The following is a 25,816-nucleotide window of genomic DNA, read 5'->3' as shown; positions in this document are numbered from 1 at the left end:
GCCGACCCCCCATGACTACCGACACGCAAGCATAGGGGGCCGCGGCGCAGGATGCAAAATCGACGGTTCCGCAGGCGGCGTGCACCCCGTCCGGGGTTGACCCGGGTCTAGGAGATCGGGCAGGGCCGCGGTTAGGGTGGGGCGGAATCGCTCTTCCCCCCACCCGCGCGCCGGAGCCGCACCGCCGCGGAGGGAGGGCCCCCTATCCCCGAGGTCCCATGCCCCACTCCCTGCGCCGTCCGCGTTCCGCTCGCCTCCCCGGCGCGCCGCGACTCGGGCGACTCCGAGGTGCTGCCCTGGCCTCCGCCGTCGTCGCGCTCGTCGCCGGCCTGCTCGTCGCCACTCCCGCCCAGGCGGTCGAGTACCCGTCGTGGGCCGACGTCGAGGCGGCGAAGGGCGACACCGCCGCCGCGGCCGCTCAGGTCGACCGGATCACGTCCCTGATCGGCGACCTCCAGAGCGAGGTCGCCTCCGCTCAGCAGCTCGCGCAGCAGCGCGGCGACGAGCACTTCGCCGCTCAGCAGGCGTTCGACGAGGCCTCGGACCAGTCGAAGAAGCTCGAGGACCGGGCCGCCGCCAGCGCCGAGGAGGCCGACAAGGCCTCGCAGCAGGCGGGCCTCCTCGCCGCGCAGCTCTACCGCAGCACCGGCACCGACCTGTCCGTCAACATCTTCCTCGACCAGAAGGCCGGCCAGGCCGACCAGCTGCTGTCGAAGATCGGGAGCATGACCAAGCTGGTCGAGCGCTCCTCCGCGATCTACGAGCAGGCCAGCACCGCCCGCAACACCGCGTCGTCCCTCGCCGACCAGGCCGAGGTCGCGCAGACGGAGCGCGAGCGCCTCCGCGTCGCCGCCGAGCAGAAGCTGGCCGAGGCGACCGCCGCTCAGGAGGCGTCCGAGGCCGCGCTCGCCGAGCAGCAGGAGCAGAGCGTCGTGCTCGAGCAGCAGCTCGCCGCGCTCCGCGACACCGAGTCGAAGACCGTGGCCGAGTACGAGGCCGGCGTCGCCGCCCGCGAGGCCGAGCGCCTCCGGAAGCTCGCCGAGGAGGAGGCCGCCCGTCAGGCCGCCGCCCAGGCCGAGGCCGCGCGCCGCGAGGCCGCCCGGGCCGCAGCCGCGTCCAGCGGCGGAAGCGGTGGCGGTGGCGGCGGGTACGTCGCCCCCTCGGGCGGCGGCGGCTCCAGCGCCGTCAGCGACTCCGGCTGGGTCCGCCCCGCCGGGGGCCGCGTCACCGGCACCTTCGGCCCGCGCGACAGCATCTCGACCGGCGGAGGATCCTCCGGCTCGTACCATCGCGGCACCGACCTCGCGGGCGGCTGCGGCATCCCGATCTTCGCGGCGCACAGCGGCACCGTCTCCTACGCGGGCCCCAACGGCACCTACGGCAACTGGGTGCTGATCGACCACGGCAGCGGCATCAGCACCGGCTACGCCCACATCATGTCCGGCGGGATCTACGTCCGCGTCGGCCAGCAGGTCCAGGCGGGCGAGCAGATCGCCGCCGTCGGCTCGACCGGCGCGTCCACCGGCTGCCACCTGCACTTCGAGACCCGCGTCAACGGCTCCGCCGTCGACGCCCAACCTTTCATGGCCCAACGAGGAGTCACCCTTGGCTGACGCACAGACGACCGCACGCACCTTCACCCCGGCACCCCGGGAGCGCGCCTGGAAGGGCCGCCTCCCGCTCGTCATCTCCGCCGCCTTCGCGGTCACGGCGGTCACCGCGTCCCTCGGCATCACCCCGGCCCTCGCCGACGACGCGAAGTACCCCTCGTGGGACGACGTGCAGAACGCCAAGAAGGACGAGGCGAGCAAGCAGGCCGAGATCGACTCGATCACCGGCCTCATCGCGAGCCTGCAGACCGCGGTCGACGAGAAGTCGATCACCGCGATGAAGAAGGCCGAGGCCTGGCGCCAGGCCAAGGAGGCGCTCGACGCCGCAGCGAAGGCCGTCGTCGACCTCGAGGAGAAGGCGACCACCGCCTCCGCCAAGGCCCAGACCTCGAAGATGCGCGCCGGCCTGCTGGCCGCGCACCTCTCTCGCGCCGCCGGCGGCGACCTCTCCGCCAGCCTCGTGGCCAAGGGCAAGGACGCGGGCGACCTGCTCTACCAGCTCGGCGCGATGTCGCAGCTCTCGGAGCAGTCGCAGAAGGTCTACGCCGACGCCCTCGCCGACAAGCAGAACGCGGAGTCGCTCGGCGACCAGGCCGACCGCGCCGTCACCGAGCACCAGGCGCTCTCGGACGAGGCCGACGCCGCCCGCAAGGACGCCGACGCCGCCGCCGAGTCGGCCCGCGCGTCGCTCTCGGCGCAGGAGGAGAAGTCGCAGGAGCTGGTCGCCCAGCTCGCGCTGCTGAAGGACTCCTCGGTCGAGGCCGAAACCCAGTACCTCGCGGGCGAGCAGAAGCGCCAGGCCGACGAGGCCGCCGCTCAGGCGCAGGCCGAGGCGGAGGCCGCCGCTCAGGCGCAGTCCACCGCCCGCTCCGCCCAGCAGCAGTCCTCGGCGCAGGCCGACACCGCCGCCCCGTCGCGTCAGACCGCGTCCCTCCCGCAGCCCGCCGCGCCGCAGCCCGCGCAGCAGCAGCCCGCTCCTGCTCCGGCCCAGCCCGCTGCTCAGCCGGTCGCCCAGCCGGCGGCTCAGCCGCTCCCGCAGCCGGTGACCGCTCCGGTCCTGGTGCCGACCAGCGGCGCCGTCGAGAACGCGATCTCGTACGCGATGGCGCAGCTCGGCGAGGAGTACGTCCTCGGCGGCATGGGTCCGGACCAGTGGGACTGCTCGGGCCTCACCAAGGCCTCGTACGCGTCCTCGGGCATCTACATCGGCACCCACTCGGCGACGAACCAGTACAACACCATGGCCGGCGCCGGCAAGCTCGTCCCCTACAGCCAGCGCCAGCGCGGCGACCTGATCTTCTGGGGCGGCGGCGGGGACTACTACCACGTGGCCATCTACCTCGGGAACAACCAGATCATCGAGGCCGCCGACTACGGCAAGCCCGTGCGCATCTGGAACACCTGGGGCACGCCCGCCGGCATGGTCGGCCGCCCGGCCGCCTGAGCCGCGGCCGCACCGCGCAACGAGAGAACCCCCTCCTGTCGAGACGACGGGAGGGGGTTCCTTCGTTGGTGCGAGGGGTCAGTGACCCTCTTCGGCCAGCTTCTTGATGCCGTCCTGGACGATCTGCTCCGCCTCGGCGGCGTCGCCCCACGCGTCGACCTTGACCCACTTGCCGGGCTCGAGGTCCTTGTAGCGCTCGAAGAAGTGCTTGATCTCGTTCTTCGTCTGCTCCGGGACGTCGCCGATGTCCTGGATGTGCTGCCAGCGCGGGTCCTTCGCGGGGACCACGATCACCTTCGCGTCGGAGCCGGCCTCGTCGCTCATGTTGAGCACGCCGACCGGGCGGACGGAGACGCCCACGCCCGGGAAGACGGGGTACTCGAGCAGCACCAGCGCGTCGACGGGGTCGCCGTCGAGGCCGAGGGTGTTCTCGAAGTACCCGTAGTCCGTCGGGTAGACGAAGGAGGTGAAGAGCACGCGGTCGAGGTAGACGCGACCGGTCTCGTGGTCGACCTCGTACTTGTTGCGGCTCCCCTTGGGGATCTCGACGACGACGTCGTATGCGGCCATGCTCTCTCCTTGAGTCGGTGGCGCCGTGAGCGGCGCATCGGCGGACGGATCGGCCTCCGGAACGCTCGCGCGGGTGCGCGCGCGGGAGGGGCGGATCGCTGGCATTACGTTACTTGATGTGCCCGATCGCCCCCGCCTGACCCCCGCTGTCGCCGATCTGCGGCGGGCGGTGCGCGAGAGCCTCGACGGGCTCGACCCCGGAGCGCTCGTGCTGGTCGCGCTGAGCGGGGGAGCGGACTCGCTCGCGCTCGCGGCGGCGGTCGCCTTCGAGGCCCCGCGGGGCGGGAGGCGGGCCGGCGCGGTGATCGTCGACCACGGGCTGCAGGAGGCGTCGGCGGAGGTCGCGCGGCGGGCCGCGGAGCAGGCGCACGGGCTGGGGCTCGCGCCGGTGCTGCGCGAGGTGGTGACGGTGTCCGCCGAGGGCGGTCCGGAGGCGGCCGCCCGCAGCGCGCGCTACCGCGCCTTCGACGACGCGCTGACCGCGACGGGCGCCGCCGCGATCCTCCTGGGCCACACCCTCGACGACCAGGCCGAGACGGTGCTGCTGGGCCTGGCACGAGGAGCCGGTGCGGCCTCGCTGCACGGGATGGCGCCGGTGAGCGGGCCGCTGCGTCGGCCGATTCTGGGCCTGCGCCGCGAGACGACCCGTCTCGCCTGCTCCGACCAGGGGCTCGTGCCGTGGGACGACCCGCACAACGACGACCCCCGCTACTCGCGGGTCCGGGTGCGGAACCGCGTGCTGCCCGTGCTGGAGGACGAGCTCGGGCCGGGAGTGGCGCAGGCCCTGGCGCGCACGGCCGAGCAGCTGCGGGAGGACGGGGACGCGCTCGACGCGCTCGCCCTCGACTGGGCGCTCGAGCTGGTGGGCCAGGACGAGGCGGGGCACGTCACGGTCGACGCGCGCGGGCTCGCCGCGGACCCGCCGGCGCTGCGGCAGCGGATCATCCGCCTGGTCGTGGCGAACGAGTTCGGAGTCGCGCTCTCGCGCTCGCAGACGCTGGCGGTCGCCGCGCTGGTCACCGACTGGCACGGCCAGAAGGGCGTCGACCTCCCCGGCGTCCTCGCCACCCGCCGCGGCACCACCCTCGTCTTCGCACCCGCGGCCCCCTGACCCCGCACCCGCCTCCCCCTGACCCTGTCCCCGCGACGCTGGTCTCCGCGAGATGCCCGACCCCTCCCCGCGAGATGCCGCTCCGGCACGCGACTCGCCGACGGAGGTGTACCGGAGCGGAGTCTCGCGGAGGGGAGAGGGGGGCCGGTCACCCGTAGAGTGGCCGGGTGGAAGCAGCCGACATCGCCGACGACATCACCGAGGTCCTCTACACCGAGGCCGAGATCCACGAGCGGATCCGCGACCTGGCCCGCGCCATCGAGCGCGACTACGCGGGTGAGAACCTGCTCATCGTCGGGGTGCTGCGCGGCGCCGTGATGGTGATGGCCGATCTGGCCCGCGAGCTCAAGCTCGACATCGTCATGGACTGGATGGCCGTCTCGTCCTACGGGAGCGGCACCAAGTCCTCCGGCGTCGTGCGGATCCTGAAGGACCTCGACTCCGACATCACGAACCGCAAGGTGCTGATCGTCGAGGACATCATCGACTCCGGCCTCACGCTCTCGTGGCTGCAGGGCAACCTCCGCAGCCGCGGCGCCGAGTCCGTCGAGATCTGCGCGCTGTTCCGCAAGCCCGCGGCCGCCAAGGTCGAGGTCGACGTGGCCTACGTCGGCTTCGACATCCCGAACGAGTTCGTGATCGGGTACGGGCTCGACTACGCCGAGCGCTACCGCAACCTCCGCGATGTCGCCGTCCTCGCCCCGCACGTCTACGAGTAGCCCCGCGGACACCGCGCAGGAGAGCCTCGAGCGGCTCTTCGCGGTGCCCCTGCTGGGCTATCACATGAGCTACCCGACCTCCCTGCGGGCCGACCTCGAGTTCAACTACTGGTGGCTTGCGCACGCGATCGACGCGGCCGTCGACGCCTTCGAGCGCACGGGCGACGAGGCGCACCTGGAGCGTGCCCGGCGGATCCACCGGGCGATCCGCCTCCGCAACGGCGGGCGCCTGGTCAACGGCTACTTCGACGACATGATGTGGCTCGGCGGCGCGCTCGCCCGCCTCGGGGAGGCCTCCGGCGACCCGCGGTTCCTCGACCGGGCCGACCGCCTGTGGCGCTTCGCCGTCGCGAAGGGCTGGAACCTCCGCCACGGGGCGAGCCTCGCCTGGCGCCGCCGGCAGCTCGACTACAAGAACGCGCCCGCGAACGGCCCGTTCGCGATCCTCGGCGCCCGCCTGGAGCGGCTGCGGCCGGACGGCCGGGAGGAGCTCTCGCGCGCCGCCCTGGACTGGATGCACGTGCGCCTCCGCGACGACGACACCGGCTTCGTCGCAGACGGCATCGGCCGCGAGGGAGGTTCCGCGCGCGACGACTGGGCCTTCAGCTACAACCACGCCGTCTACATCGGCGCGGCGCTCGCCCTGCACCGCCTGCGGCCCGACCCCCGCCTGGTCGCCCACGCCTCCCGCACGGCCGAGGACCTGCTGGACCGGCTCGCCCCCGATGGCGTCTTCGTCGACCAGGGATCGGGGGACGGCGCCCTGTTCGGCGGCATCGCCTACCGGCACCTCGTCGACCTCGCCACGACGAGCGGAGTCGCGCCCGCGGTGGCGGCTCGCGTCCGCGGCTTCGTCGCCGGCAGCGTCGCCGCGCTGCAGAGCTCGAGTGTCCGCCGCGGCGTGCTGCTGGCCGGGCCCCGCTGGGACGTGCCTCCGTCGCTGCCCGCCACGCTCTCGGCCGAGATCGGCGCCGTGCTCGCCCTGGAGGCGTCAGCGCGACTGGACCGGTCGCCGGTGCCGTCAGACTGACGGGGTGAAGGCACCCGAGAAGCGCACCGTCGCCGTCGTGATCAACCCGAGCAAGTTCGACGACGTCGGCGCCGCGGAGGACCTGGTCGCGACGATCGCGCGCCGCCACGGCTGGAACGAGCCGCTCTGGTTCGAGACCAGCCCGGGCGACTCCGGTGCCGCCGCGGCCCGCGCCGCACTCGAGGCGGGCCCGGACCTGGTCTGCTCGATGGGCGGCGACGGCACCGTCCGCGCCGTCGCCACGGTGCTGCGCGGGACCGGCGTCCCCTACGGCCTGCTGCCCAGCGGCACAGGCAACCTCCTCGCGCGGAACCTCGGGATCCCGCTCGGCTCGCTGCCCGAGGCGGTCGAGATCGCCCTGCTCGGGCAGGACCGCGCCATCGACGTGGGCACGGCCGCGTTCGACGACGGCGAGGAGCGGGTGTTCATGGTGATGGGCGGGGTGGGCCTGGACGCCGAGATCATGGACAAGACGGACGAGGAGCTGAAGAAGCGGGTGGGCTGGGGCGCCTACTTCGCGGCGGGCGCGCCGGCGATGTTCAAGGCCGGATTCGAGGTGACCCTCACGATCGACGGCGCGGAGGAGCCTCCGCAGCGCTGCTTCATGGTGCTGGCCTGCAACTGCAGCTCCGTGGTCGCGAACATCGAGCTGGCCGCGGGCGCGGTGCTCGACGACGGCGACCTGGAGCTGGTGCTGCTGCGTCGGCGCTTCGGCCTCGCGCTGGACGTGGCGACCGGCAACCGCAACGGGCTCGCCTCGCTCCGGCAGTGGCCCGGCCGCGAGTTCTCGTTCGAGCTGGACCAGCCGGTGCTCGCCGAGCTGGACGGCGATCCGGTCGGCCGCACCCGCTCCGGGCGCTTCGGCGTGGATCCGGGCGCCCTGCTCGTGCGCCTGCCGGTGCCGACGCCCCGGAGCCCGGGACTGACTCCGCACGACTCGGTGATCGTCGACACGTCCGCCATCTCGACGCTGCTCCCGGAGCCGCCCTCCTCCTGACGCTTGCGCGCTCTTCTTTACGGTTGTAAGTTATCTGACGGACGTAAAGAAGGCGCTCCTCGCGCCGGGAAGAAGGACCCTGTGACCGATCCGCGGCTCACCCGCTCGCGCGAGCTCCTGCTCACCGCGATCACGACGGCCCTCGACCGCCCGGGCGACGACCAGCCCTCCATCACGGAGCTCTGCGGCGCCGCGGGCGTCAGCCGCCCCACGTTCTACCAGCACTTCGGGGATGTGCCGTCCCTGATCGAGGCCGCCGCGGTGGAGCGGATGCACGCGCTGTTCGGCGACGTCGCTCCCGGCACCGCCCCCGCCGACTGGGAGGGCGCGGTCCCGCGCATCGTCCGCGGCCTCCTCGAGGGCCTGCTCGTGCACGCCGACTTCTACCGCCGCGTGCTGAGCGGAGGGACGGCCCGCGCCGTGCAGGAGTCGGTCGTCGCGTTCCTCGCGCAGCGGCTCCTCGCCTTCTCGCCCCTCGCCGAGCGCGGATCGGGCGGCGGCGACCACGCCCGCGTCGAGCGCTTCGCCGTCCTCCTCGCCGCCGGCACCACCTGGCTGGTCGTCGGCTGGCTCCTCGACGGCGACGCCCGCCGTCCCGTGGCCTCGGCCTCCGCCGACATCGCCGAGCTCCTCGTCACCGGAGTCGCCTCGCCGCGGCTCGCCGCCCTGCACTCCACGAAGTAGAAGGACCATGACCACCTCCCCGCTCCGCCGCGCCCTGCGCGCCGTGAACCCGCGCCTCGTCGTCGTCTTCGCCGCGATCGCGCTCATCCCGCTGATCTACGCGGGACTGCTGACCTCGGCCAACCTCGATCCCACGCACCACCTCGACACGGTGCCCGCCGCGATCGTCAACGAGGACACCGGCGCGACCGCCTCGGACGGCTCCGCGCTCGCCCTCGGCGACGACCTGACCGAGCAGCTCACCACCGACACGTCCGGCTCGGACTTCGCCTGGACGGCGACCGGTGCCGACGAGGCGTCCCGCGAGCTCGCCTCCGGCGACGTCCTCGCCGTGCTGACGGTGCCGGCCGGCTTCTCGGCCGACGTCGCCTCTGTCGGCGGCGACGACCCCGCCGCGGCCGTGCAGGCGAAGCTGTCGATCGAGACGAACGACGCGGCCAACCTGATCGTCGGCAACATCGCCTCCACCATCGGCACCACCGTGACGAAGACGCTGGAGGAGAAGGTCGGCGCGACCTACCTCGAGAACGTCTACCTCGGCTTCACCGACGTGCACTCGAGCCTCGAGCAGGCGGCCGACGGCGCCGCTCAGCTGGCGGACGGCGCCGGGACCGCCGCGTCCGGCTCCTCCGAGCTGGTCGTCGGGCTCGCGCAGCTGCAGGACGGCACCGCGCAGCTGGCGACCGGCGCCGACTCCCTCCGCTCGGGCGCGGGGAGCGCGGCCTCCGGAGCGTCCGACCTCTCGTCGGGACTCCAGCGGATCGCGAGCGGGACCGGGCAGCTGCCCGACCAGGCGGCGGCGCTCGACACGGGAGCCCGCACGGTCGCCGACGGCGCCCAGCAGCTCGACGGCGGAGCGGCGTCGCTCGCCTCGGGCGCCACCGACCTCGCCGCGGGGACGTCGACCCTGAAGGACGGCGCGGCCTCGGCGGCGTCCGGCGCCGAGGCGCTGGCCACCGGGTCCGCCTCCCTCTCCGACGGAGCGGGGAAGGCCCTCGCAGGAGCCCAGCAGCTCGCGACCGGCGCGGGAGCGCTCGCGACCGCCACTCCGCAACTCGCCACCGGAGCGACCGGAGTCGACTCCGGCCTCGCCTCCCTGCTCTCGCGGTACGACTCGCTGTCCGATGCCCAGCGCGTGGCCGAGCTGACCGCCCTCGAGCAGGGTGCGGCCGCTCTCGCGGGCGGAGCCGCCTCGGCGGACGCGGGCGCGCAGACGCTCGCCTCCGGTGCGACCGCGCTCGTCGGCGACGACGGCAGCGGACTGACGGCGCTCGCCGCCGGTGCCGCCACGGTCTCGGGCGGAGCCGCCGACCTCGCGACCGGCACCGCCGCTCTGTCCACCGGGGCGACCTCCGCCGCCGACGGCGCCCAGAAGCTGCAGACCGGTGCGCAGGCCCTCGCCCAGGGAGCTGCGACCCTCGACGGCGGAGCCGCGCAGGTCGCCGGCGGAGTGGACACCCTCTCCGGCGCGGTCGGCCCGCTCACCAGCGGAATCGCCTCCGCGGCCGCCGGCGCGTCCGACCTCGCCTCCGGGACGGCCGCCCTCGCGACGGGCGCCTCGGACCTCGCGGACGGCGCCGAGACCGCCGCGACCGGCTCGGCCGACGCGGCCACCGGTTCGCAGGACCTCGCCGACGGGATCGACTCGCTCGCCTCCGGATCGCGCACCCTCGACACGAAGCTCTCGGACGGCGCGGACGACGTGCCCACCTACACCGGCGAGCAGGCTCAGGAGCTCAGCACCGTCGCGGCCGCCCCGGTCGGGATCGACGCCGAGCGGATGAACCGCGTGCCGTCCTACGGCTACGGCCTCGCCCCCTACTTCATGGCGCTCGCGCTCTGGGTCGGCGCGCTGGCCTTCTACCTGATGAGTGCCCCGCTCAGCTCCCGCCTCCTCGCCGCGCGCCGGCCCGCCTGGGTCATCGCGCTGCGCAGCTACCTGCCCGGCGCGCTGATGGCGGTCGCCCAGGGCGTCCTGGCCGCGCTCGTCATCCGCTTCGGAGTGGGCGTCGAGGCGTCGAACCTGCCCGGGCTGATCGGGATCGCCGTGCTCACGAGCCTCACCTTCGTGGCGATCAACCAGGCGCTGATCGCGCTGCTGGACGCCCCGGGTCGGTTCCTGGCGCTGCTGATGATCGTGCTGCAGCTGTCCTCGGCCGGAGGCACCTACCCGGTCGAGACCGCGCCCGCCTTCTTCCAGGCGATCCACGGCGTGCTGCCGCTGACCTGGACGGTGGAGGCGTTCCGCTCGCTGATCGCCGGCGGCAGCATCGGAGTCGCGCACGCGGTCCTGGTGCTCGTGCTCTGGCTGGTCGGGGCGCTCGCCGTGACCGTGCTGGCCGCCGCCCGCCGCCGCCGCGGCCTCGTGCCCGCCCTCCGCGACCCGGAGCCCCTCCTCGAGTCGGCCTGACGCGGGCCGGGCGGGCCCGGTCTGTCCGTCCGCGCCTCCTGCGTTCTCGCGGCGCGCCCCGCTCGGACACCTTCGCCTCCTTCCCGAGACCGCAGTAGTCGTCGCTGTCGAGCTCGAGTGCGACAACTCCTGCGCTCTCGCGGCCCGTCCCTACCGCCGAAGCGCCGATCCCCGCGACCTCCACCCGCAAGGCAGAGGACGCGGACCGGGAAACGCGTGCCAGCGTTTCCCGGCAGTCCGACGCACCCCGCTCTGCGGAACGCACCATCTCGCGAAGCCGACCGCGCGCGGGGATGCGGCCCGCCGCATCCCCGCCAGACCACACAGCCCGCGGCCGTTCGGCCCACGGCGAACGCGTGGGCGGCGCTCAGAGTGCGGGAGGTAGCCTGGCAGGCACAATCTCCTCGTCAGAAAGGCGCCGGGTGTCGCACCCGCAACAAGCATGAACGTGAAGCGCATCTTCCGGGGTCCCATCCTCTACGTCGTCCTGGCGATCGTCGCGGTGTGGATCGGCTCCTCGCTGATCACCATGTCCGGCTTCCGGCCGGTCACGACGCAGGAGGGTCTCGACCTCCTGAAGGACGGCAAGGTCGACTCGGCGAAGATCGTGGACGGCGAGCAGCGCGTCGATCTCACGCTCAAGCAGGCCGACGGCGACAACGGCACGCAGGTGCAGTTCTACTACGTGGCCCCTCGCGGCGCGGAGGTCGTCGACGCGGTGTCCGCGGCCGATCTCGGCAGCACCGGCTACAACGACGAGGTCCCGCAGACCAACTGGTTCCTCTCGGCTCTCGGCTTCCTGCTCCCCATCCTGCTGATCGGCGCGTTCTTCTGGCTGATGCTCTCGGGCATGCAGGGCGGCGGCAACCGCGTCATGCAGTTCGGCAAGTCGAAGGCGAAGCTCGTCTCGAAGGAGTCGCCCAAGGTCACGTTCGGCGATGTCGCCGGCGCCGACGAGGCGATCGAGGAGCTGCACGAGATCAAGGAGTTCCTCAAGGAGCCCGCGAAGTTCCAGGCCGTCGGCGCCCGCATCCCGAAGGGCGTCCTGCTCTACGGCCCTCCCGGCACCGGCAAGACCCTGCTGGCGCGCGCGGTCGCGGGCGAGGCGGGCGTCCCCTTCTACTCCATCTCCGGATCGGACTTCGTCGAGATGTTCGTCGGCGTCGGCGCGAGCCGTGTCCGCGACCTGTTCCAGCAGGCGAAGGAGAACTCGCCGGCCATCATCTTCGTCGACGAGATCGATGCCGTCGGCCGCCACCGCGGCGCCGGCATGGGCGGCGGTCACGACGAGCGCGAGCAGACCCTCAACCAGCTGCTGGTCGAGATGGACGGCTTCGACGTCAAGACGAACGTCATCCTGATCGCGGCGACGAACCGCCCCGACATCCTCGATCCCGCGCTGCTGCGTCCGGGCCGCTTCGACCGCCAGATCGGCGTCGACGCCCCCGACCTGCTCGGCCGCAAGCGGATCCTCGAGGTCCACGGCCGCGGCAAGCCGCTCGCCGGCGGAGTCGACCTCGAGGTCGTCGCCCGGAAGACCCCGGGCTTCACCGGCGCCGACCTGGCCAACGTCCTCAACGAGGCCGCGCTGCTCACCGCCCGCTCCAACGCGCAGCTGATCGACAACCGCGCGCTCGACGAGGCCATCGACCGCGTCATCGCGGGGCCGCAGCGCCGCACGCGGGTCATGCGCGACAAGGAGAAGCTGATCACCGCCTACCACGAGGGCGGACACGCTCTGGCGGCGGCGGCGATGCGCCACACCGACCCCGTGACCAAGGTCACGATCCTTCCGCGCGGTCGCGCCCTCGGCTACACGATGGTGCTCCCGCTGGAGGACAAGTACTCCACGACCCGCAACGAGCTCCTCGACCAGCTCACGTACGCGATGGGCGGCCGCGTCGCGGAGGAGATCGTCTTCCACGACCCCACGACCGGAGCGTCGAACGACATCGAGAAGGCGACCTCCATCGCCCGCAAGATGGTCACCGACTACGGCATGTCCGCGAACGTCGGAGCGGTCAAGCTCGGCCAGTCGTCGGGCGAGATGTTCCTCGGCCGCGACATGGGCCACCAGCGCGACTACTCCGAGCAGATCGCCGAGACGGTCGACGCCGAGACGCGCCAGCTCATCGAGCAGGCGCACGACGAGGCGTGGCAGGTCATCAACGACAACCGCGACATCCTCGACCGCCTCGCGATGGAGCTGCTCGAGAAGGAGACGCTCGACCACGACCAGTTGGCCGAGATCTTCAAGGACGTCCGCCGCATCGACGAGCGCCCGCAGTGGCTCTCGAGCGACAAGCGCCCCCTGTCCGACCTGCCGCCCATCGCGGTCCCGGTCGCCAAGGCGCCGATCGACTCGGGTGCGACCGACGGGGGAGTCTCCTCCGCTGGTGCCGACGAGGTCGCGCCGAAGCGCCCGCCGCTGATCAACCCGCGCCCCGCGACGGCGTAGCGCGCGCGTGCCCGTCGACAAGGCGCGCATCGAGGCGGCCGTCGCCGAGATCCTCGCGGCCATCGGGGACGACCCGGGCCGCGAGGGACTCCTCGACACGCCGCGGCGGTTCGCCGAGGCGTACGAGGAGTTCTTCGGCGGGTTCGACGACGACGCCGCGGCCCAGCTGACCGAGACGTTCGCGGTGGTCGAGGGCGGCCAGGAGTCGCCGCTCGACCAGACGGTGGTCGTGCGCGACCTCGCCTTCCGCTCCGTCTGCGAGCACCACCTCCTGCCGTTCCTCGGCGTCGCGCACATCGCCTACCGGCCGCGCGAGCGGGTCGTCGGCCTCGGCCGGCTGCCGCGCGTGGTCGAGACGGTCGCGTCGCGACCGCAGATCCAGGAGCGGATGACCGAGCAGATCGCCGACGCGCTCGAGCAGGGCCTCGCTCCCGAGGGAGTGCTCGTCGTGGTCGACGCCGAGCACGGCTGCGTGCGGATGCGCGGGCCGCGCCAGACCGCGAGCTCGACCGTGACGGTCGCCGCCCGCGGCTCCCTCGCCGACCCGGCCGCCCGCGCCGAGATCATCGCGCTGATCGGCGCCGCGCGGGGGGAGTGACGTGGCCACCACCGTCGCCGACCTCACGCCGACAGGCCGCGCCGCGCTCCTCGGGATCCTCAACGTCACTCCGGACTCGTTCAGCGACGGCGGCCGCTGGCTGTCCGTCGACGACGCCGTCCGCCACGGCCTCGACCTGACCCGGCCCGCCGGGGACGGACCCGCCGCGTTCGGCGCGGACCTGGTCGACGTCGGCGGCGAGAGCACCCGTCCCGGTGCGGCGCGCGTCGACTCCGCCGCCGAGCAGGGCCGCGTGCTGCCCGTCGTCCGCGCCCTCGCCGCGGAGGGGGTGCGCGTCAGCATCGACACGATGAGCGCCGCCACGGCCGAGGCCGCCCTGGATGCCGGCGCCGTCGTCGTCAACGACGTCTCCGGCGGCCTCGCCGATCCGCGGATGCTCGCGCTCGTCGCCGAGCGCGGCGCCGTCTACATCGCGATGCACTGGCGCGGGCACAGCGCGGGCATGACCGCTCTCGCCTCCTACGGCGACGTGGTGGCGGACGTCCGCGGCGAGCTCGAGCGCCGCGTCGACGCCGCCCGTGAGGCCGGGATCCGGGATGACCGCCTCCTGCTCGACCCCGGCCTCGGCTTCGCGAAGGTCGGCGCGCACGACTGGGCGCTGCTGGCCGGGCTCGACGCGATCGTCTCGCTGGGTTTCCCGGTCCTGGTCGGCCACTCGCGCAAGCGGTTCCTCGCTCCGTTCGCCCCCGCCGGCGCCCCGGCCGCCGAGCGCGACGAGGTCTCCGCCATGCTGAGCCTCATCGCCGCCGAGCACGGCGCCTGGGGCGTCCGGGTCCACGACGTCCGCTCGTCCGCCCGTGCCCTGGCCCTCGCCGCCCGACTCCAGGAGGAGACCCCGTGACCGCGATCGACCCCGCCGCCCTCGCCGTGCGCGACTCCATCACCCTCACCGGGCTGCGCGTGCGCGCGCACCACGGCGTCTTCGACTTCGAGCGCGAGAACGGACAGGACTTCGTGATCGACGCGACGGTCTGGCTCGACACCGCGCCGGCGGCCGAGGGCGACGCGCTGGCCGAGACGGTGCACTACGGCGAGCTCGCGATCGCCCTGGCCGACGCGGTGACCCGCGACCCGGTCGACCTCATCGAGACCCTGGCCGAGCGCCTCGCCCGGGTCGCCCTGGGCTTCGCCGCCGCCGACGTCGTCCGCATCACCGTCCACAAGCCGGACGCGCCGATCCCGCTGCCCTTCGAGGACGTCGCCGTGCAGATCACGAGGACCCGCTCGTGAGGCCGCGGCAGGAGCGCGTCCGCCCGGTGCGCCACGTCGTGCTCGCGCTCGGCAGCAACCTCGGCGACCGCCTCGCGCACCTCGAGGAGGCGCTGCGGGCCCTCGCCACGACGCCGGGCCTGCGCATCGAGGCGGTGTCCAAGGTCGTCGAGTCGCCCGCGTGGAAGCCCGAGGGCGTCGACGCGGACGCGCCCGGCTACCTCAACGCGGTCGTGACCGGCTCGACCGTCCTCGAGCCCGACGACCTGCTCGCGGCGACGGCGGCGATCGAATCGGCCGGCGGCCGGATCCGCGGCGAGGGCGAGGAGCGCTGGGGCGACCGGACCCTCGACATCGACGTGATCGCGGTCGGCGGCGTGCTCCGCGACGACCCGCACCTGACCCTCCCGCACCCGCGGGCCGCCGAGCGGGCGTTCGTGCTCGAGCCGTGGCTCGACGCCGAGCCGGCGGCGGTCCTTCCCGGAGCCGGACCCGTGGCCGAGCTGCGCGCACGGGCGACCGACCGCGTGACCGACCACCCGGCCGGGTTGACCTGGCCGGGGCGCGACTCCGCCCGCGGCACCACCGCCGACCCCGAGAGCAGGACCCCGTGAGGCGCACCCGCATCAGCACCCTGCTCGGACTCGGCCTCGCCGGGGCCGTCGCGGGGTTCCTCCTCGACCTCGCGATCGCCGCCGCCGGCCGCCCCGTGCTCATCCCGCCGCTGACGGTTCCGCTGACCCTGATCGTGGTCGCGGCCCTCGTGCTCGGCTTCGCCGTCCCGATCCACCGCGCCACGAAGGGCACGCTGCGCCGGCCCATCGATCCGTTCCGGGCGATGCGCGTCGTGGTGCTGGCGAAGGCGTCCAGCCACGTCGGTGCTCTGCTGCTCGGAGCCTCCGGCGGCATCCTGGTGTACCTGCTGAGCCGTGCGATCCCTTCGCTAGGCTCCGTGTGGCAGGACGTCGCGACCATCGTGGGTGCGCTCGTCCTGCTGGTGGCCGGCCTGGTCGCCGAGCACCTGTGCACCATCCCGCCGAGCGACGACGACGACAGCGCCGTCGGCGAGGTGAACCACGCCTGACGCCGACGCCCGGACCGCCGCGGGCAGTGAGGACGACGCCATGCCCGCCGAGCCCGAGGACGCGTCGCCGACGACCCGCCGCGACGCGAGGGGACGCCGGCGGGACCGCCTCGACATCACGGGGGAGTGGCGCCGCGTCTCGCCCCGGTACGTCGCGGTCGAGATCGTGTCGGCCGTCGTGTCGAGCGTGCTGCTGCTCGCCGTGCCCGTGGTGCTGATGCTGATCGGCCTGCCGTGGGGCTGGATCCCGCTGGCCGCCGCGGCCGCCCTCGCGGTGACCCTCCTGATCGTGGCCCCGCGCCGTGCGCGCGCCTACGGCTACCTCCTGCGCCAGGACGACCTGCTCTTCCGCCGCGGCATCATGTTCCAGCGCTTCGTGTCGGTGCCGTACGGGCGGATGCAGCTCATCGACGTCAACCGCGGGCCGCTCGCCCGGGCGCTCGGCCTCGCCGACCTCCGCTTCGTCACCGCCGCCGCGGCGACCGGCGTCAGCATCCCGGGCCTGGCCGAGCAGGATGCGGAGGAGCTCCGCGACCGCCTGGTCGAGCTCGCCGAGTCGCGCCGGGCCGGCCTGTGACCGAGCTCCGCGCCGTCGAGACGGACCTCGCCGACGGGGAGTGGCACCGCCTCCATCCCGCGACCCCGGTCCTCAAGGGCGGGATCGGCCTGCTGGTCGTCCTCGGCATCGTGATCACGAACCTCCGCGAGCGCCTGGTCGAGCTGTTCCTGCCCGGGCCTGAGGGGTACGAGAGCGGCGATCCGGTCGACGAGCTGCTGCGCCGCGGTCTCGTCGGCTGGGCGCTGCTGGCGGTCGCGGTGGGCCTGGCGGTCGCCGTCTTCGCGTTCTGGCTGTCCTGGCGGATGCACACCTTCCGCATCACGGACGAGCTCGTCGAGGTGCGCTCCGGCGTGCTCTTCCGGACCAACCGGCGGGCGCGGCTGGACCGCATCCAGGGCATCGCGGTGCAGCGTCCGCTGTTCGCGCGGCTGTTCGGGGCCGCGAAGCTCGAGGTGAGCGTGGCCGGGCAGGACGCGAACGTCCAGCTGTCGTACCTCGGCTCGCGGCTGGTGGACGCCCTGCGCCGCGACATCCTGCGGCTCGCCTCCGGGGTGCGCGAGCGGGAGGCGACGGTCGACGGTGCGGCTCCGGCGGGCGGGTTCCTGGCGCGCCGGCTGGAGGAGTTCGGCGAGCCTCAGGACGAGACGCCGCCCGAGTCGGTCGTCTCGATCCCGCCGGGCCGACTCCTCGGCTCGCTCGTCTTCAGCGGCTTCACGCTGTTCCTGGCCGCCTCGGTCGTCGCCGTGGTGTTCGTCGCCGTCTACGGCTCGCCCTACGTGCTCTTCGCGATCCTGCCGGGCCTGATCGGCTCGGGCAGCTACTACGTCCGCCAGTTCGTGCGCTCGCTCCGGTACTCGATCGCCGCGACGCCCGACGGAGTGCGGGTCGGCTACGGCGTGCTCTCGACCAGCAGCGACACGATCCCGCCCGGCCGGATCCACGCCGTCGAGATCACGCAGCCGCTGCTCTGGCGCCCCTTCGGCTGGTGGCAGGTGCGGATCGACCGCGCCGGCCACGCGGCCTCCCGCGGGGCGAACGGCGAGCCGAACACCACGATCCTGCCCGTGGGCGACCTCGCCGCGGTCGAGCGCGTCCTCGCCCTCCTGCTGCCCGGACCGGCCGAGGGAGCGGAGTCGACGCCCGTCGGCGACGCGCTCCGGCACCGCGACGCGGCCGGCTTCACCCGGGCGCCGCGCTCGGCGGTGTGGCTCCGCCCCTTCTCGTTCCGGAGGACCGGGTACCGGCTGACGGACGAGGTCGCGATCCTGCGCAGCGGAGCGGTCTGGCGGCGGGTCGCCGTGGTGCCCCTGGCGCGGATGCAGAGCGTCGGGGTCCAGCAGGGACCGCTCCAGCGCCTGCTCGGGCTGGCCTCGGCGCGCGTGCACACGGTGGCCGGCCCCGTCACTCCGCTCGTGCCGGTGATGAGCGCGGCCGACGGACTCGCCTTCTTCGAGAGCCTCGCGGCGGCCGGAGTGCGGGCCGCCGACCGTGACGCGAGCCACCAGTGGGGGCGGCGGGCGGCCGCACCCGCCCTGCCCGACTGGCCCGCTCCGGAGGGGGAACCGCATGCCTGAGAACCGCCGCGACGGACGCCTGGGCGTCGGCGTGATCGGTGCCGGACGCGTGGGCCCGGTGCTCGGTGCCGCGCTCGCCGGGGCCGGCCACGCCGTGATCGGTATCGCCACCACCAGCGAGAGCGGCCGCGAGCGCGCCGACGCGCTGCTCCCCGGAGTCCCCGTGCTCGCGATCCCCGAGCTCGTCGAGCGCAGCGAGCTGGTGATCGTCGCCGTTCCCGGGAGCGAGATCGCCGCCCTGGTCGCGGGGCTCGCCGCGACGGGAGCGTGGCAGCCCGGCCAGCTGGTGCTGCACACGGCGCCTGAGCACGGCTACGGGGTGCTCGCGCCGGCGCTCGCCTCCGGGGTCATCCCCCTGGCAGTCCACCCGGCGATGGCCTTCAGCGGCACCAGCCTCGACCTGGCGCGCCTCGCCGAGACCTACTTCGCCGTGTCGGCGCCGGGCCCGGTGCTGCCGATCGCGCAGGCGCTGGTGGTCGAGATGGGCGGGGAGCCGGTGACCGTGGCGGAGTCGGACCGCGCCGCCTACGCGGAGGCCGTCTCGACCGCCACGACCTTCTCGACGGCGATCGTCGACCAGGCGGCGGGTCTGCTGGCGGGCATCGGCGTCGAGAAGCCGGGCTTCTTCCTCTCCAGCCTCGTCCGCTCCTCCGTCGACGACGCCCTGCGCCGCGCGGCGGGCTGACGGGCGGCGCCGCTCGAGACGCCGCTCCCCGGGCCGGACGCCGCTCGGGAGGCGGCGCCTCGCGGAGGAGCGCGGCGTCCCGGTGTCGAGGGCCCCGGTGGTCGCGGGCCCGCCGGTAGCATCGTCGGGTGATCAGCACCGTCCACCGCATCGGCGACCTCCGCGAGCGGCTGCAGGAGGCGCGGCGGGCCGGTCGGCGCATCGCGCTCGTGCCGACGATGGGCGCCCTGCACGCCGGGCACCTCGCCCTCGTCGAGCGGGCGCGCGAGCTGGCCGACGTCGTCGTCGTGTCGGTGTTCGTGAATCCGCTGCAGTTCGGCCCGTCCGAGGACCTGGACCGCTACCCGCGCGACCTCGAGGGCGACACCGCCCTGCTCGACGCGGCCGGGGCCGACCTCCTCTTCGCTCCGGGAGTCGCCGAGATGTATCCCGATGGGCCGTCCTCGACGCGGGTCGTCGCGGGCGAGGTCGGCGGTCTTTATGAGGGGCGTGCGCGGCCGGGCCACTTCGATGGGATGCTCACCGTCGTCGCCAAGCTCCTGAGCATCGCCCAGCCGCACGTCGCGGTCTTCGGGCAGAAGGACGCGCAGCAGCTGTTCCTCGTGCGCCGCATGGTCCGCGACCTCGACCTGCCCGTGGAGATCGAGGGCGTCGGCATCGTGCGGGAGGAGGACGGGCTCGCCCGCTCCAGCCGCAACCGCTACCTCGACGAGGAGCAGCGCCGCGCGGGCCTCGTGCTGCCGCGCCTCCTCGCGGCCGCCGCGGAAGCCGCGGACCGCGGTGCCGCCGCGGCGATCGAGGCCGCCGAGGCCGTCGCGCACGCCGAGCCGCTCGTTAAGCTGGACTACCTCGTCGTCGTGGATCCCGCGACGCTCCTCCCGGTCGACGCCGACCACCGCGGCCCGGCACTCGTGCTCGTCGCCGCGATCGTCGGCACCACCCGCCTCCTCGACAACGCCCCGATCCTGCTCGCCTGATCGCGGCCGTCCGCCCCGAACCGAAAGCACCGCGACCCCTCATGGCCGACACCCCCGACGTCCCCGAGACCACGACCCCCGCCGCCGAGCAGGCCGACTCCGAGCAGGCCGCCGCCGAGCGGGCCGCGCAGCAGGAGGCCTCCGAGCAGAAGGCCGTCCGCCTCGCCAAGCGCGAGCGCCTGCTCGAGCTCGCGGGCGACGACCTCGGCGCCGGCGCCTACCCCGTCGCGGTCGGAGTCACCGACACCATCGCGGCCGTCCGGGCGCGCCACGAGGGCATCGAGCCGGACGTGAAGACCGGCGAGCGCGTCGGCCTCGCGGGCCGCGTGGTGTTCCAGCGCAACACGGGCAAGCTCTGCTTCGCGACGCTGCAGGCCGGCGACGGCGAGCGGATCCAGGCCATGGTCTCGCTCGGCGACGTGGGCGAGGAGTCGCTGGCGGCGTGGAAGGAGCTCGTCGACCTGGGCGACCACCTCTTCGTCGAGGGCGAGGTCGTCTCGAGCAAGCGCGGCGAGCTGAGCGTGTGGGTGTCGGAGTGGACGATCGCCGCGAAGGCGATCCTGCCGCTGCCGAACCTGCACAACGAGCTCGGCGACGAGACCCGGATGCGCCAGCGCTACCTCGACCTGATCGTGCGCCCCCAGGCCCGCGAGACGGTCGTCACCCGCGCCCGGGTGAACGCCTCCCTCCGCGACACCTTCGCCTCGCACGAGTTCCTCGAGGTCGAGACCCCGATGCTGCAGGTGATGCACGGCGGCGCCTCCGCCCGCCCCTTCGCCACGCACTCGAACGCGTTCGACACCGAGCTGTACCTGCGCATCGCGCCCGAGCTCTACCTCAAGCGGGCGGTCGTCGGCGGCATCGACCGGGTCTTCGAGATCAACCGCAACTTCCGCAACGAGGGCGCCGACTCCACGCACTCGCCCGAGTTCGCGATGCTCGAGGCCTACCAGGCGTACGGCGACTACAACTCGATCGCCGACCTCACCCAGGAGCTGATCCAGAACGCGGCGCAGGCCGTCGCGGGCTCGCACGTGGTCACCTGGGCCGACGGCACCGAGTTCGACCTCGGCGGCCGGTGGGACCGCGTCTCGATGTACGAGAGCCTGTCGCTCGCGGCCGGCATCGCGATCACGCCGGAGACGGAGCTCGCCGAGCTCGAGACCCTCGCCGCGCGCGAGGGCGTCGAGGTGCACGTCCCCACGCACGGCAAGTACGTCGAGGAGCTGTGGGAGCACTTCGTGAAGGGCGGCCTGACGCGTCCGACCTTCGTGATGGACTTCCCCGTCGACACCTCGCCGCTCGTGCGCGCGCACCGCAGCATCCCGGGCGTCGTCGAGAAGTGGGACCTCTACGTCCGCGGCTTCGAGCTGGCCACCGGCTACTCCGAGCTGATCGACCCGGTCGTGCAGCGCGAGCGCTTCGTCGAGCAGGCCCGCCAGGCCGCCGCGGGCGACGACGAGGCGATGCGCCTGGACGAGGACTTCCTCCGCGCCCTCGAGCACGGCATGCCCCCCACCGGCGGCATGGGCATGGGCATCGACCGCCTCCTGATGGCGATCACCGGCCTCGGGATCCGCGAGACGATCCTGTTCCCGCTCGTCAAGTAGGGTCGCAGGAGCCGAGGGGGAGACATGGTCAGGGCATCGAGCATCGTCGCGGCCGTCGCGGCGGGCGTCCTCACGATCGCGCAGTTCGGAGTGGGGACCGCGGTCGCCGCGAGCGTCCTCACCTCCTCCGGCGACGTCGGCACCGCGCTGGCCGACCGGCGAGCGGCCGAGGCGTTCACGCCCGACCCCACGATCGCCGGCTTCGCGGAGCGGACCGCCATGTCCGACCGCGGCCGCGCCCTCTACTACGCGTCGAGCCCGTCGGTCGAGCCGACCGCCGGCTTCAACGACCTCTGCGGCTACGGCGCCTCCGACGACATCGTCCTCGGCTGCTACACCGGCACCAGCATCTACATCTCGGACGTCGCCAATCCCGACCTCGACGGGATCCGCGACGTGACGGCGGCCCACGAGATGCTGCACGCCGCGTGGGTGCGGCTCGACGCGGAGGAGCAGGCCGAGCTGGGCGACGAGCTCGAGGCCGCGTACGAGACCCTCCCGCAGGACGGCACGATCGCCGAGCGCCTCGAGCTGTACCGCACCGGCGGCCTCGGCGAGCGCGTCAACGAGCTGCACTCGATCCTGGGGACCGAGGTGGCCGACCTGCCACCGGCGCTCGAGGCGCACTACGCCGAGTTCTTCGACGACCGCTCCGTCGTCGTGGGCCTGAACGCCCGCTACGAGGCGGTCTTCACCGATCTCGAGAACCGCATCGAGGACCTGGTCTCCCGGATCGAGACGATGTACGCCGACCTCACGGCGCGGATCGACGCGAACAACGCCGAGTACGACGCGCTCAACGTCGAGATCGACGACTTCAACTCGCGCGCCGACAGCGGCGACTTCGGATCGACGGCCGAGTTCGAGACGGAGCGCGCCGATCTGCTCGCCCGCAGCCAGGCCGTCGACGCCACCCGCGCCGCCATCGACGCGGACGTCGCCGTGTACGACGGCCTGCGCTCGGAGCTGGAGGGCCTCAACTCCGACGCCGCGGCGCTGAACAAGTCGGTCGAGAGCCAGTAGCGCCCAGCGCCCGCGAAGGCCGCTGGGCGCACGGGCCTCCGGGCTCACGGCTCCCGCGCCGGTGCCGCGGGTAGGATCGCCGCATGGACTGGGAGCTGTGGAACCAGGGGCTGTGGGCCCTCGTGCCGACGATCACGGTCGGAGCCATCTTCTGGTTCGTGATGCGCGCCCTCATCCGCTCGGACCGCAACGAGCGCCGAGCGTACGACCGCATCGAGGCCCGCGAGCGCGAGCGCCGCGGCTTGCCTCCCCGCGACGCCTCCTGACCACCGCCGCCGCCGCGCGGGTGCCTCCCGCGCCCGCTGAGCGGCTCCGCACGACGAACGAGGAGGCGCGGTGCCCGCACCCGACTGGGCGGTGATCCTCCCGATCGCGGCCGTCGTCGTCGAGCTCGTGGTCCGCGTGATCGCCGTCATCGTCGTGCCGCGGAACCGCCGTCCGACCACCGGCCTCGCCTGGCTGATGGCGATCTTCCTGATCCCGTACGTCGGCATCCTGCTGTTCCTCTTCATCGGGAGCTACCGGCTGCCGCGCAAGCGCCGCCGGAAGCAGCAGGAGATCAACCGGTTCATCCTGGAGTCGACCGACGGCATCGACCGCGTCGCCCGGGAGCACCCGTGGCCGCAGTGGCTGGAGTCGGTGGTCACCCTCAACCGCAACCTCGGGGCGATGCCGCTGGTCGGCGGGAACGACGCGCGCCTCCAGGGCGACTACGAGCAGACCATCCGCGCGATGGCCGCCGAGATCGACCGCGCCCGCCGGTACGTGCACTGCGAGTTCTACATCCTCGCCGCCGACTCGACCACCGCGCCCTTCTTCGACGCGCTCGACCGCGCGGTGGCGCGAGGGGTGCGGGTGCGGATCCTCCTCGACCACATCGCGTCGATCCGCGTGCCCGGCTACTACAGCGGCACCCATCGCCGGCTGCGCGCCCTCGAGCGGGCGGGCGCCTCGTGGTCGTACATGCTCCCCGTGCGGCCGTGGCGCGGGCAGTACCAGCGGCCGGACCTGCGCAACCACCGCAAGCTGCTGATCGTCGACGGCAACGCGGCCTTCATGGGCTCGCAGAACGTCGTCGACTCCAGCTACAACAAGCGCGGCAACATCCGTCGCGGCCTGCACTGGCACGACCTGATGGTGCGCCTCGAGGGGCCGGTGGTGCAGGGCATCAACGCCATCTTCATCACCGACTGGTACAGCGAGACCGACGAGCTGCTCCTGCGGGAGTCGGAGCCGATGGAGGCGCTGCAGCAGCGCGACACGATCGACTGCCAGGTGGTGCCGAGCGGCCCGGGGTTCGAGGGCGAGAACAACCTGCGCCTGTTCCTGACGCTGCTCTACTCGGCGCAGAAGTCGATCATCATCACCAGCCCGTACTTCGTGCCCGACGAGGCGATGCTCTACGCGATCACGACGGCGACCCGGCGGGGCGTGCACGTGGAGCTCTTCGTCTCCGAGATCGGCGACCAGGCCGTGGTCTACCACGCCCAGCGCTCGTACTACGAGACGCTGCTGACCGCGGGCGTGCGCATCTGGATGTACCGCAAGCCGACCATCCTGCACGCGAAGCACTTCACGATCGACGACGACGTCGCCGTGATCGGCTCGAGCAACATGGACATGCGCTCCTTCACGCTCAACCTCGAGGTCTCGCTCATGGTGCGCGGCTCGGAGTTCGTCGAGGACCTGCGCCAGGTGCAGCAGGACTACCGCGAGCACTCCCGCGAGCTGACCCTCCGCGAGTGGCGGCAGCAGCCGCTCCGCTCGACCCTGCTCGACAACCTGGCGCGGCTCACCTCGGCGCTGCAGTAGCGCGGCTCCCGTCCGCCCGCAGGCGGAGGATGCGCGGCCCCGACTCGTCGCGCAAGTCCCTGTGCGGGCCGCCGCGCCCCGCGTAGCGTCGGAGCGTCCTCAGCACCATCCGGTTCCGCCTGCCCGGCGCCGGGTTCGAGAAGGGAACGGACATGACGGCATCCCGTACGACGCGCATCCTCATCCTCGGCGGCGGCTACGTCGGCCTGTACACCGCCTGGGGCCTCGAGAAGAGACGGGGGGAGGCGCCGATCGACGTCACCGTCGTCGAGCCGAACCCCTACATGACCTACCAGCCGCTGCTGCCCGAGGTCGCCGGCGGGCACGTCCAGCCGCGCCACGTCACGGTGCCGCTGGTCTCCGCGCTCAAGCGCACCCGCGTGATCCGCGGCGCGATCACCGGCGTGAGCCTCGCCGAGCGCAGCGCCACCGTCGCCGCGATGGACGGCTCCACCCGCACGATCGAGTTCGACCAGGTCGTCTTCGCGCTCGGAGCCGTCACCCGCACGTTCCCCACGCCGGGCCTCGCCGAGCACGGCATCGGCTTCAAGACGGTGGAGGAGGCGGCGCACCTGCGCGACCGCGTCATCGAGAACATCGCGGAGGCGGCGCTCACCACCGATCCCGCCGAGCGCCGGCGCCTGCTCACCTTCGTCTTCGTCGGCGGCGGCTACACCGGCGTCGAGGCGCTGAGCGAGCTGCTCGACCTCAGCCGCAAGACGCTCGCCGCGCAGCCCTCCCTCTCGATGGGCGACGTCACCTGGCACCTCGTCGAGGCGCTGGACCGGGTCGCCCCCGAGGTCGGTCCCGAGCTCTCGAAGTGGACGCTCGACCACCTCCGCTCGCGCGGCGTGCACGTGCACCTGAAGACGACGATGCCCTCCTGCGAGGACGGCGTCGTGGAGCTCTCCTCCGGCGAGCGCATCCCGACGGCCACGATCGTGTGGACCGCCGGCGTGAAGCCGAACCCCATCCTCGACGCGACCGACGCGCCCCGCGGTCCGAAGGGCCACGTCATGGCGGATGCGCGCCTGCGCGTCATCCGCGAGGACGGCGAGCCGGTGGGCGGCGCCTGGGCGGCCGGCGACGGCGCGCAGGTGCCGGACCTCACCAGTGAGAAGCAGCCCGCGTACTACCCGCCGAACGCGCAGAACGCCGTTCGGCAGGCCAAGCTCCTGGCGCGCAACATCATCGCCGACCTCACCGGAGGCACCGTGGAGGAGTACCGCCACGCCTCCGTCGGGACCGTCGCCGAGTACGGCATCGGCAAGGGCGCCGGCCTGATCAAGGGCGTGAAGCTGCGCGGCCTCCCCGCCTGGCTCGCCCACCGCGCCTACCACGGAGCGGCGATGCCGACCCTGGACCGCAAGTGGCGGATCATCACGGGCTGGCTCGTCGACGCCGTCACTCCGCGCGACCTCTCGCCGATGAGCACGCTGCAGGATCCTCGCCGCGCCTTCCGCGAGACGGCCGAGGCCACCGACCGCGAGGCCGCGGCGAAGGCCGCCGCGAAGAAGGAGTCGGACGCGTCCTGACGCGCCGGTGGGAGCGCGGGAGTCGCGGTGGTCGAGCGGGATCATCGCGACTCCCGCGCTCCCGAGTCGTGGGCCCCGCCTCGGAGCGCCTCGGCC

Annotated in this window: 24 protein-coding genes; 23 read left to right on the top strand and 1 reads right to left on the bottom strand. The window is 73.5% G+C overall.

The window, feature by feature from the left end:
• Window positions 1-218: 218 nt before the first annotated feature.
• Together C5C54_RS02895 and C5C54_RS02890 are read left to right on the top strand one after the other, a co-directional pair.
• On the top strand, window positions 219-1,613 hold the full coding sequence (locus C5C54_RS02895; protein ID WP_104287744.1) for a peptidoglycan DD-metalloendopeptidase family protein: 1,395 nt from the start codon (window positions 219-221) through the stop codon (window positions 1,611-1,613).
• Window positions 1,606-3,054 (top strand): NlpC/P60 family protein, encoded by a 1,449-nt coding sequence (locus tag C5C54_RS02890; RefSeq protein ID WP_258063191.1) that lies wholly within the window; start codon window positions 1,606-1,608, stop codon window positions 3,052-3,054. The genes C5C54_RS02895 and C5C54_RS02890 overlap by 8 nt, the downstream gene beginning before the upstream one ends.
• A gap of 78 nt (window positions 3,055-3,132) precedes the next feature.
• Here the strand turns inward: C5C54_RS02890 and ppa are convergent, their stop codons facing one another.
• Complete coding sequence (gene ppa, locus C5C54_RS02885) at window positions 3,133-3,624, bottom strand: inorganic diphosphatase (RefSeq protein ID WP_068255683.1); 492 nt, start codon at window positions 3,622-3,624, stop codon at window positions 3,133-3,135.
• Between the two features lie 118 nt (window positions 3,625-3,742).
• Here ppa and tilS point away from each other — a divergent pair, with 118 nt between their 5' ends.
• The 21 genes from tilS (at window position 3,743) to C5C54_RS02780 (ending at window position 25,720) form a co-directional block, all read left to right on the top strand.
• The gene (tilS, locus tag C5C54_RS02880) at window positions 3,743-4,735 is read left to right on the top strand and encodes a tRNA lysidine(34) synthetase TilS (protein WP_104272967.1); all 993 of its coding nucleotides are present in this window, start codon (window positions 3,743-3,745) and stop codon (window positions 4,733-4,735) included.
• Window positions 4,736-4,902: 167 nt separating this feature from the next.
• Window positions 4,903-5,454 carry a hypoxanthine phosphoribosyltransferase gene (gene hpt, locus C5C54_RS02875; RefSeq protein ID WP_104224109.1) on the top strand — a complete coding sequence of 184 codons (552 nt, stop codon included), beginning with the start codon at window positions 4,903-4,905 and terminating at the stop codon, window positions 5,452-5,454.
• Window positions 5,455-5,518: 64 nt separating this feature from the next.
• Window positions 5,519-6,484 carry a glycoside hydrolase family 76 protein gene (locus C5C54_RS02870; protein ID WP_181127839.1) on the top strand — a complete coding sequence of 322 codons (966 nt, stop codon included), beginning with the start codon at window positions 5,519-5,521 and terminating at the stop codon, window positions 6,482-6,484.
• Window positions 6,485-6,488: 4 nt separating this feature from the next.
• Complete coding sequence (locus tag C5C54_RS02865; RefSeq protein ID WP_104226014.1) at window positions 6,489-7,481, top strand: diacylglycerol kinase family protein; 993 nt, start codon at window positions 6,489-6,491, stop codon at window positions 7,479-7,481.
• A gap of 81 nt (window positions 7,482-7,562) precedes the next feature.
• A complete protein-coding gene (locus C5C54_RS02860; RefSeq protein WP_104226013.1) occupies window positions 7,563-8,165 on the top strand; it encodes a TetR/AcrR family transcriptional regulator in 603 nt (200 codons plus the stop codon).
• Between the two features lie 7 nt (window positions 8,166-8,172).
• The gene (locus C5C54_RS02855) at window positions 8,173-10,575 is read left to right on the top strand and encodes a YhgE/Pip domain-containing protein (protein ID WP_104287741.1); all 2,403 of its coding nucleotides are present in this window, start codon (window positions 8,173-8,175) and stop codon (window positions 10,573-10,575) included.
• 442 nt (window positions 10,576-11,017) lie between these two features.
• A complete protein-coding gene (gene ftsH / locus C5C54_RS02850) occupies window positions 11,018-13,033 on the top strand; it encodes an ATP-dependent zinc metalloprotease FtsH (protein ID WP_104224104.1) in 2,016 nt (671 codons plus the stop codon).
• A gap of 7 nt (window positions 13,034-13,040) precedes the next feature.
• On the top strand, window positions 13,041-13,631 hold the full coding sequence (gene folE / locus C5C54_RS02845) for a GTP cyclohydrolase I FolE (protein WP_104249700.1): 591 nt from the start codon (window positions 13,041-13,043) through the stop codon (window positions 13,629-13,631).
• Between the two features lies 1 nt (window position 13,632).
• Window positions 13,633-14,493, top strand: coding sequence for a dihydropteroate synthase (gene folP, locus C5C54_RS02840; protein WP_104287740.1), 861 nt, complete (start codon window positions 13,633-13,635; stop codon window positions 14,491-14,493).
• A complete protein-coding gene (gene folB, locus C5C54_RS02835) occupies window positions 14,490-14,882 on the top strand; it encodes a dihydroneopterin aldolase (RefSeq protein ID WP_104347803.1) in 393 nt (130 codons plus the stop codon). The genes folP and folB overlap by 4 nt, the downstream gene beginning before the upstream one ends.
• Window positions 14,879-15,475 (top strand): 2-amino-4-hydroxy-6-hydroxymethyldihydropteridine diphosphokinase, encoded by a 597-nt coding sequence (folK, locus tag C5C54_RS02830; RefSeq protein ID WP_104287739.1) that lies wholly within the window; start codon window positions 14,879-14,881, stop codon window positions 15,473-15,475. The genes folB and folK overlap by 4 nt, the downstream gene beginning before the upstream one ends.
• Window positions 15,472-15,945, top strand: a complete 474-nt coding sequence (locus tag C5C54_RS02825) for a DUF3180 domain-containing protein (protein WP_104238407.1) — start codon at window positions 15,472-15,474, stop codon at window positions 15,943-15,945. Before folK ends, C5C54_RS02825 begins: the two co-directional genes overlap by 4 nt.
• Before the next feature lie 40 nt (window positions 15,946-15,985).
• The gene (locus C5C54_RS02820) at window positions 15,986-16,522 is read left to right on the top strand and encodes a PH domain-containing protein (protein WP_104234302.1); all 537 of its coding nucleotides are present in this window, start codon (window positions 15,986-15,988) and stop codon (window positions 16,520-16,522) included.
• A complete protein-coding gene (locus tag C5C54_RS02815; RefSeq protein ID WP_104287738.1) occupies window positions 16,519-18,078 on the top strand; it encodes a PH domain-containing protein in 1,560 nt (519 codons plus the stop codon). The genes C5C54_RS02820 and C5C54_RS02815 overlap by 4 nt, the downstream gene beginning before the upstream one ends.
• Window positions 18,071-18,763 carry a Rossmann-like and DUF2520 domain-containing protein gene (locus C5C54_RS02810; RefSeq protein ID WP_104224097.1) on the top strand — a complete coding sequence of 231 codons (693 nt, stop codon included), beginning with the start codon at window positions 18,071-18,073 and terminating at the stop codon, window positions 18,761-18,763. The genes C5C54_RS02815 and C5C54_RS02810 overlap by 8 nt, the downstream gene beginning before the upstream one ends.
• A gap of 128 nt (window positions 18,764-18,891) precedes the next feature.
• Window positions 18,892-19,740 (top strand): pantoate--beta-alanine ligase, encoded by an 849-nt coding sequence (gene panC, locus C5C54_RS02805; protein WP_104287737.1) that lies wholly within the window; start codon window positions 18,892-18,894, stop codon window positions 19,738-19,740.
• 41 nt (window positions 19,741-19,781) lie between these two features.
• Window positions 19,782-21,350, top strand: coding sequence for a lysine--tRNA ligase (lysS, locus tag C5C54_RS02800; protein ID WP_104287736.1), 1,569 nt, complete (start codon window positions 19,782-19,784; stop codon window positions 21,348-21,350).
• Window positions 21,351-21,374: 24 nt separating this feature from the next.
• The gene (locus C5C54_RS17840) at window positions 21,375-22,373 is read left to right on the top strand and encodes a hypothetical protein (protein WP_181127838.1); all 999 of its coding nucleotides are present in this window, start codon (window positions 21,375-21,377) and stop codon (window positions 22,371-22,373) included.
• Between the two features lie 83 nt (window positions 22,374-22,456).
• Entirely contained in the window at window positions 22,457-22,639 is a 183-nt protein-coding gene (locus tag C5C54_RS02790) for a hypothetical protein (RefSeq protein ID WP_104224094.1), read from the top strand.
• Window positions 22,640-22,709: 70 nt separating this feature from the next.
• Window positions 22,710-24,185, top strand: a complete 1,476-nt coding sequence (gene cls / locus C5C54_RS02785) for a cardiolipin synthase (RefSeq protein ID WP_104224093.1) — start codon at window positions 22,710-22,712, stop codon at window positions 24,183-24,185.
• A gap of 152 nt (window positions 24,186-24,337) precedes the next feature.
• The gene (locus C5C54_RS02780; RefSeq protein ID WP_104261512.1) at window positions 24,338-25,720 is read left to right on the top strand and encodes an NAD(P)/FAD-dependent oxidoreductase; all 1,383 of its coding nucleotides are present in this window, start codon (window positions 24,338-24,340) and stop codon (window positions 25,718-25,720) included.
• The last annotated feature ends 96 nt before the right edge of the window (window positions 25,721-25,816 follow it).

The sequence above is a fragment of the Rathayibacter sp. AY1F2 genome, from assembly GCF_002930885.1.
Classification (GTDB): domain Bacteria; phylum Actinomycetota; class Actinomycetes; order Actinomycetales; family Microbacteriaceae; genus Rathayibacter.
The sequence above is the reverse complement of the archived record's forward strand: the minus strand, read 5'-3'. Positions and strand labels throughout refer to the sequence as shown.

What these genes read in the sequence shown, in the direction of transcription:
- ftsH (WP_104224104.1), top strand. Translation starts at nt 11,018, where the DNA reads ATGAACGTGAAGCGCATCTTCCGGGGTCCCATCCTCTACGTCGTCCTG.
- C5C54_RS02790 (WP_104224094.1), top strand. Translation starts at nt 22,457, where the DNA reads ATGGACTGGGAGCTGTGGAACCAGGGGCTGTGGGCCCTCGTGCCGACG.
- lysS (WP_104287736.1), top strand. Translation starts at nt 19,782, where the DNA reads ATGGCCGACACCCCCGACGTCCCCGAGACCACGACCCCCGCCGCCGAG.
- C5C54_RS02810 (WP_104224097.1), top strand. Translation starts at nt 18,071, where the DNA reads ATGCCTGAGAACCGCCGCGACGGACGCCTGGGCGTCGGCGTGATCGGT.
- C5C54_RS02780 (WP_104261512.1), top strand. Translation starts at nt 24,338, where the DNA reads ATGACGGCATCCCGTACGACGCGCATCCTCATCCTCGGCGGCGGCTAC.
- C5C54_RS02855 (WP_104287741.1), top strand. Translation starts at nt 8,173, where the DNA reads ATGACCACCTCCCCGCTCCGCCGCGCCCTGCGCGCCGTGAACCCGCGC.
- C5C54_RS02870 (WP_181127839.1), top strand. Translation starts at nt 5,519, where the DNA reads ATGAGCTACCCGACCTCCCTGCGGGCCGACCTCGAGTTCAACTACTGG.
- C5C54_RS02895 (WP_104287744.1), top strand. Translation starts at nt 219, where the DNA reads ATGCCCCACTCCCTGCGCCGTCCGCGTTCCGCTCGCCTCCCCGGCGCG.
- C5C54_RS02820 (WP_104234302.1), top strand. Translation starts at nt 15,986, where the DNA reads ATGCCCGCCGAGCCCGAGGACGCGTCGCCGACGACCCGCCGCGACGCG.
- C5C54_RS17840 (WP_181127838.1), top strand. Translation starts at nt 21,375, where the DNA reads ATGGTCAGGGCATCGAGCATCGTCGCGGCCGTCGCGGCGGGCGTCCTC.
- ppa (WP_068255683.1), bottom strand. Translation starts at nt 3,624, where the DNA reads ATGGCCGCATACGACGTCGTCGTCGAGATCCCCAAGGGGAGCCGCAAC.